General features: G+C 68.4%; 1 pseudogene. It reads right to left on the bottom strand.

What is annotated here, in order from left to right:
• Positions 1 to 253 (bottom strand): annotated as a pseudogene (locus B4920_RS27130) (hypothetical protein); the annotation flags it as partial.

Raw genomic sequence — 253 nt, 5'->3', positions numbered from 1 at the left:
GCCGTCCGGCCCCTCTATGACCCAATAACGGCTGTGCTCGCCCTGATAGGTCTCGTGGAGGAAGTCGAGATTGGGATCCGCCACCCCGTAGCCCTTGACGGCGGTGAGGCCGTATTCGGCAGAGACGGCGCGCACCACGGCGGCGATGGCGGCATTGTCCTCAGGCGCTATGGGCCTGATGCGATAGCCCTGCTGGCGGCGGGCGCGGGAGAGGGCGCTGCGATAGAGGCGCATGCCGTCCCAGAGCCGCTCG

The organism is Zoogloea sp. LCSB751 (genome assembly GCF_002028455.1).
Lineage (GTDB): Bacteria > Pseudomonadota > Gammaproteobacteria > Burkholderiales > Rhodocyclaceae > Zoogloea.
The sequence above is the reverse complement of the archived record's forward strand: the minus strand, read 5'-3'. Positions and strand labels throughout refer to the sequence as shown.